Here is a 6,217-nt window from a genome sequence, read left to right on the forward strand (position 1 = left end):
ATATCCTTTCGCTCGGTCTTTTCTCCGGGGATTAGCCATGCGCTGCCCGGAGGGCCCGACCCATTATGGCAGCGATCATCTGAAACGGTCGTTTAAGGTGGACTGGATTGGCCTGGCTTACCGCACCTTAGTGATCATACTATCATAATACACGGATATATAATCACTAATCAGCATTTTTTGATCCCCATTTTCTCGGCTAGCAATCACCGGGTAATCACCATGCCAAATTTGGTAAGCACGCGCCCCCATGATCAGATTTCTGCGTTTGCGATCATGACGCAGGTGCTGCCAATCGGAAGCAGGTGGCGAAACGCTTGCGATCAGCCGCGCTTATCCCTGCTTCTGTGAATAGGTGCTCCCACCGTGTCGCTACGGTTCTGCTCATGTCTTCGGCGATTGCTGTCGCGTCATCATGGCCGAGGTCGAAGACCGCGGCACCGGCGAGAGCATTCTCGATCGTTGCATTGCGGCCTTCCGGCCCCACACCGAGGACGAGCCTTCGCTCCAGACCTAGCTGCGGCTTCGGCACTACATCGTAAAGCGGCGATAGCCGCCAACCCTCACCATCGAACAGGAAGCCATGATTACGTAAGTGATCATCATCATTCGTGACGAGGATATTGAGCAGCATACGACGAAATAGCTCGTGCAGATCCTTGCGCACTTCGGTTCCGAATTGCCGGATCGCTCCGGCGAGATCCGCATAGCTGAAGGTGCTGACCTCGCTCTCATGCGCCCCGAGCATTGTGAGCCCCGAAGCGAAGGGCCTACGCTCCAGCCAGTTCCCGTGAGGAATCCGATCGAACCGCTCGATCAGATAGATGTCGCGATCAAGGACACAGCGGAAGTCGAGTGGCGGCACATCGAGACCACATTCGCTGGCAAGCCGCATTGTCGCCAGTTCGACCCTGCATTCGGGGAAGCTGTCTCCCCGCTTCTGAAATTTCGCGATCCAGGGTTTGTCGCCGATTTTTGTAGCAGCCTTCGGCCGGGCGCCGCCCAGAGATGACCCGGCGGCTAGCAACGCCCTCAAGTTCTCGTCGAGTTCGTCGACATGCTGCGCTCGTTCGGCGGCTTCTGCTAGCTCTGCGAGCGTGAACTCTTCGCCCGGAGCAGGGCCGTCCCCCCATGGTGTAATTCTCTCAGGCTGGGCGGACGTCGGCCCAAAGGCGAGCGCACCCACGCGATGTTCGCCCGAGGCCAGAATGAGATCGATTTCGCTCGGCAAGCGATCGCCCATCGCCTTGTACATCAGGTATTGGCCCCAGCCGTCAGGAGCAGCATCCCGAATGCCACCGAACACGGCAAAGCCCTCTTCCGTCCTGAACGTTCGAGAAGTTCCAGCTTCGTGCAACGGCAGAGCTACAGGATCGACCGGAATACGGTCAGCGCGTTCCAGATAACGCCGCCCGTAAGCGAAGGTAGCAAACTGGTTGCGCGGTTCGTCGGTCATCGTGAGAAGGCCTGCCGGAACAGGTCCTTCCTCAAGATGCACGAAAACATAGGTGCGGATGGTCGTCACGGCTTGCTAGAAATCCAGATCATCGTCGCTGACAGCATGGGTCTTTTGAGGCAGGCGGGACAAATCTTCGCTGATCCCGGCACGGTCACTGTCTGGGGTTACCAACTCGGCAAGGCGCTGGGTCATCCCTAAGACATGCAAGGCACTCGCCAGAACCGCGAGGCCCACGGTAGGATCTCCCGCTTCGAGACGTTGCAGCGTTTGAACCGAGACGATCATCCGCTCGGCCATCAAACGCTGAGGGAGTTTTCTCCGGCGGCGAGCAAGGGCGATATCCTTGCCTAGCCGTGCGATTGCACGTTGGCTCTGGGGCGGTAGTCCGCTAGCAGCTCGAGACGAACGGGGCATGGCCCGATATATGACATATCATGCGAAATTCCGCAAATAGAAATGATATGTCATGTTTTTGTGCTCTGTTTTTGTGCTCTTTCGCTTGAAGCAGATTTACCGAAGGAAGATGCTTCACCGCCTCCTGCACGAGGCTTACAATGACCATGACAGAGTGGAGAGGCGCTGGTGAGCGGTCGCTAGGCCGCGGCTTGACCATCGTACTTCAAAAGTCGCTGTGCAGTTGCGCGAATTGTCTCAGCGACTATATCGCAAACGTCACGCATGTCGGCACAAGCCGACAGCTTCGGAAGAATTCCGAGGTCCCGTCCTCCAATTGGAGGTTAACCGGCGGACCCTGCAGAGGGTTCGCCGAATTTCGTTCGAACGCTCTCGCAGGTCCAACCCGATGGAGCATCGAATGCATTATTCAGACGAGGAAATCGAACGCGCGAAGACATTATTCGCTCGTGAAAATGATCAACCCGGCCATGGCAGAATGGCGGTTGCCGCGATGGCGGGAATGAGCAAGCCCGGCAAAATCAGCCATATCACTCATCGACGGACTTGGCGGGACTACCTTCCGAAGGCACGACGCGATTTGCAAAAGGAAAGATCGGACCGGAATTTTCGATTAGGTAACGTGTCGCATGATCTAAACTGACCAGGTCGTGGGGCAGCAATAAGGATCAATGGCGCTAGTGAGAAGTCACTACGAATAATCGGTAGACCTCGCGGGTGAGCGGCGATGTCGATGTGACGCTCAAATCGACGGGCTCGCAGTGCAGACGTGAATCCCCTCCGACCTGTTCTTACAACACAGAAGGGCTGGAGGGGAGGAGGGCCTTTGTGAGCGAGCCGAAAGGATCGCGATGCGCCATGTCCCACCGATATTCGACCAAGATAAGCTCTTTGGAAGCAACCGCCCGCCGCATCTGCGAAAGCCGCCGCGGCAAATGGTCCGGCACAAAGGGCATGGCTCGTTGCCCCGCGCATAACGACCGAACGCCCTCGCTCGGTGTGTCACTCGGGCGAGGAGCCATTCTCCTCCATTGCTTTGCCGGATGCGATCAGGAGTCCGTGCTCGCAGCGCTAGCGCGTGAAGGCGTACCGGCGTCAACCTTGTTTTCGGAAGGTGCAATCGAGCCCACGATGGACACTGGTCACGCAGCGAAGCCTTCGGCCGCTGCCTTGTGCATCTGGCGCGATGCGCAACCGCTGCTTACCAGTCCGGCAAAGGCTTACTTGGAGAGCCGAGGCATTCTCGCCGCATCGTCAGCGCTCCGCTTTCATCCGCGAACACCGCTTGGCCCGAAGGGGCGCACCCGCTTTTTGCCGGCCATGATCGCTGCGGTCAGCCTCGACGTGGGGCCGATCGCCATCCATCGCACGTTCCTTTCGGGCAATGCCAAGGCCGATTTCGACAAACCGAAGCGCGCGCTCGGCGCGCTCGGCGAAGCAGCTGTCCGCCTCTTCGCTCCGGCCTCCGGCAAGCTTGGCCTTGCCGAGGGGGTCGAGAGCGCGATGTCGGCCTATGCTCTCACCGGCATTCCCGTCTGGGCGACCCTGGGCAATGAGCGCTTCGGCCTCGTCAGCGTACCCGAGAGCGTGACCGAGCTTCACCTTTTCGTCGATCACGATGCTGGCGGCGAGCTGGCTGCGTCGCGTGCCCTGGCCGCTTATGCCCGCGATGCGCGGACGATCCACGTTCGCAAGCCGTCGTCACGCGACACAGACTGGAACGATGAACTGACAGCATGGCTGCGCCGCAAGGCGGCGCCGTAGAGGAGAGTGGGCTTCTCGAATTCCTGATCCGGCAGAGGGCGTGTCCCGATGCCTTCATCAGGAGGACGAATTGCCATGTTTCAATCAGACCTGTTTCCCGCCGGCGAGCAGTTGCCGTCAGAGCCCCTGGCCTATGCCATCGGCACCCGAGTTGCCGCGCTTCTTGCTTCGGGACGTCATCTTACCCGTACCGACGTTTCCGGGCTGTTCGCCGAAGAGGCCGGCGTGCTGGACTGGGGAAGTGCCTGGACCATAGATGACTACAACAACGCGGTCGAGATCGGCGCACTGCTCTGGCTGGGAGAGTCTTCGCGCATCGATTTGACGACGAACGTGCATGAAGCGACAGCGCGGTTCGACTGGCTCGAAGCAACCATGCCGCCCCGGCACGTTCGCAGCGAAGCACAGGTCGAGCTCCAACAATTCTCGACCCCGCCAATGCTAACCTGGCTGATGGCGAAGGCCGCAGCTGTCTGCGCGCAAGACACGCTCCTCGAACCGTCCGCAGGCAATGGTGCGCTTGCCGTTTGGGCCAGTATCCAAAACGCTCCATTGATCCTCAACGAGATCGATCCGGCAAGACGAGACGGGCTGGGCCAGATCTTCCCCACGGCCACGATCACTGCGCATGACGGGGAACTGATCGCCGACCTGCATCGCGGCCCTGTTCCGTCGGTCGTGCTGATGAACCCCCCGTTCGCCCGAAGCCAGGAACGCGGCAAGGACGGTGCGGCGGCACAGCGCCACCTGCGCAGCGCGATCCGCGCCACTGCCAGTGGGGCGAGGATCGTCGCGATCATGCCCGACGGCTTTGATGCTTCCACGTTCGCCAAAGCACAGGACGAAGCGTCGCTCCTGCTCAATGTCCGCTTGGAGCAGATGTTTCGCCGGACAGGGACGGGGATTGCCGTTCGCCTGGTCGTGATCGACAAGGTGTCGACTGCGCCCTCGTCAGCGATCACCGGAGATAACTGCGATCTGATCGCGCTCCACGAGCTGCTCAACGCGCTTCCGCCACGCGTAGAGACCTCCACCAACATCCATCGCCTGCCAATCAGGAAGCCAATGCGCCTCGTTGGCAAAACTTTGGCCCAAAGCGCGCCGATTCGGCCGGTGGCGCCGTTCGCCGCGACACCAGCAGCCAGGGCGCATGCGATCGATCTTGCCTATTCTGTTCTCGCCGACCCCGCGCCGGTGCCTGAACAGGCAGGCATCTACCTGCCTTACCGCCCCAGCCGCATCGCGTTCGAAGACGCGCCGGTTCATCCTACCCCGCTCGTGGAATCGGTCGCCATGGGTTCGGTCGCGGCACCGCAGCCCGATGTTTGCCCGCGCCTTCCCGCAGGTTGGCAGGCCGATGGCCTGCTGTCCGAAGCGCAATGCGAGACACTGGTCTACGCTGCCCAGGCATTTGCGCGTGATCTTCCGGGTCAGTTCAAGGTTAGCCAGGAAGGCACCTCGCTGGAACTCTCCGAGGACGGACACTTCTACCGCCAAGGCTTCTTCCTCGGCGACGGAACCGGAGCGGGCAAAGGACGGCAGATCGCCGCGGTCATCATGGACCGCTGGCTAGCCGGCGAGCGCCGGCATGTCTGGATCACCAAGAACGAGGCGCTGCTCGAAGATGCACGCCGCGACTGGGAAGCGCTTGGCGGGCTGCCGCTCGATCTCCAGCCGCTCTCGCGCTGGAAACTCGGCCACCCCGTAGCGATGTCCCAAGGCATTCTCTTCGTCACCTACCCGACGCTGCGCTCGGGCCGCGCCGAGGATACTCGGCTCGACCAGATTCTTGCCTGGGCGGGCGAGGGTTTCGACGGCGTGATCGCTTTCGACGAAGCCCACGCCATGGCCAATGCCCTTGGGGGCTCATCGACCCGCGGCAAGGTCAAGGGCTCCGAACAGGGGATGGCGGGTCTGAGGTTGCAGAACCATCTGCCGCGCGCCCGGGTGCTCTATGCGTCTGCCACTGGCGCTTCGGATATCGCCAACCTTGGCTACACCTCACGGCTTGGCCTGTGGGGACCCGAGACCGCATTCCCGACCCACGAAGCATTCATGACCGAGATCCGCGCCGGCGGCGTCGCGGCGATGGAGCTCGTCGCCCGTGACCTCAAGGCCCAGGGTCTCTATCTCGCTCGCGCGCTGTCTTTCGCCGGGGTCGAGTACGACATCCTCGAACACAGCCTGACCGAAGCGCAGGTACGGATCTACGATGCCTATGCTGATGCCTGGGCGATCATTCACCGCAATCTCGAAGCGGCGCTCGAAGCAACCCGCGTGGTCGACGAGGACAGCGGCGACACGCTCAATCGCAACGCCAAGGCTGCGGCGCTGTCGATCTTCGAAGGCACCAAGCAGCGCTTCTTTGCCCAGCTCCTGCTTTCAATGAAATTGCCGAGTCTGATCCCCGCGATGGAAGCGGCGCTTGGCGAAGAGCATTCGGTTGTCGTGCAGCTGGTCTCGACCGCCGAGGCCATGCTCGACCGGCGGCTTGCCGACCTTACCGTGGAAGAACGTGAAGCGCTCGATATCGATCTGTCCCCGCGCGAATATGTCTAATGTTGAGCTCAGCATTAGACA

5 protein-coding genes are annotated in these 6,217 nt (G+C 60.7%); 3 read left to right on the plus strand and 2 right to left on the minus strand.

The window, feature by feature from the left end; all coding sequences use genetic code 11:
- Positions 1 to 274: 274 nt before the first annotated feature.
- Together KYK83_RS17575 and KYK83_RS16765 are read right to left on the minus strand one after the other, a co-directional pair.
- Positions 275 to 1,525: a type II toxin-antitoxin system HipA family toxin gene (locus tag KYK83_RS17575; RefSeq protein ID WP_219150552.1), complete on the minus strand. Its 1,251-nt coding sequence runs from the start codon at positions 1,523 to 1,525 to the stop codon at positions 275 to 277.
- 6 nt (positions 1,526 to 1,531) lie between these two features.
- A complete protein-coding gene (locus KYK83_RS16765) occupies positions 1,532 to 1,756 on the minus strand; it encodes an XRE family transcriptional regulator (protein WP_008601437.1) in 225 nt (74 codons plus the stop codon).
- 517 nt (positions 1,757 to 2,273) lie between these two features.
- Between KYK83_RS16765 and KYK83_RS16770 the strand changes: the two genes are divergently transcribed.
- The 3 genes from KYK83_RS16770 to KYK83_RS16780 all read left to right on the plus strand — a co-directional run bounded on the left by KYK83_RS16770 (position 2,274) and on the right by KYK83_RS16780 (position 6,196).
- Positions 2,274 to 2,516: a hypothetical protein gene (locus tag KYK83_RS16770; protein WP_151884781.1), complete on the plus strand. Its 243-nt coding sequence runs from the start codon at positions 2,274 to 2,276 to the stop codon at positions 2,514 to 2,516.
- Between the two features lie 488 nt (positions 2,517 to 3,004).
- Entirely contained in the window at positions 3,005 to 3,637 is a 633-nt protein-coding gene (locus KYK83_RS16775; protein ID WP_346729483.1) for a DUF7146 domain-containing protein, read from the plus strand.
- A 75-nt stretch (positions 3,638 to 3,712) separates the two neighbouring features.
- Complete coding sequence (locus tag KYK83_RS16780; protein ID WP_222829068.1) at positions 3,713 to 6,196, plus strand: strawberry notch family protein; 2,484 nt, start codon at positions 3,713 to 3,715, stop codon at positions 6,194 to 6,196.
- Positions 6,197 to 6,217: the final 21 nt, after the last annotated feature.

This window comes from Qipengyuania pacifica (assembly GCF_019857205.1).
Lineage (GTDB): Bacteria > Pseudomonadota > Alphaproteobacteria > Sphingomonadales > Sphingomonadaceae > Qipengyuania > Qipengyuania pacifica.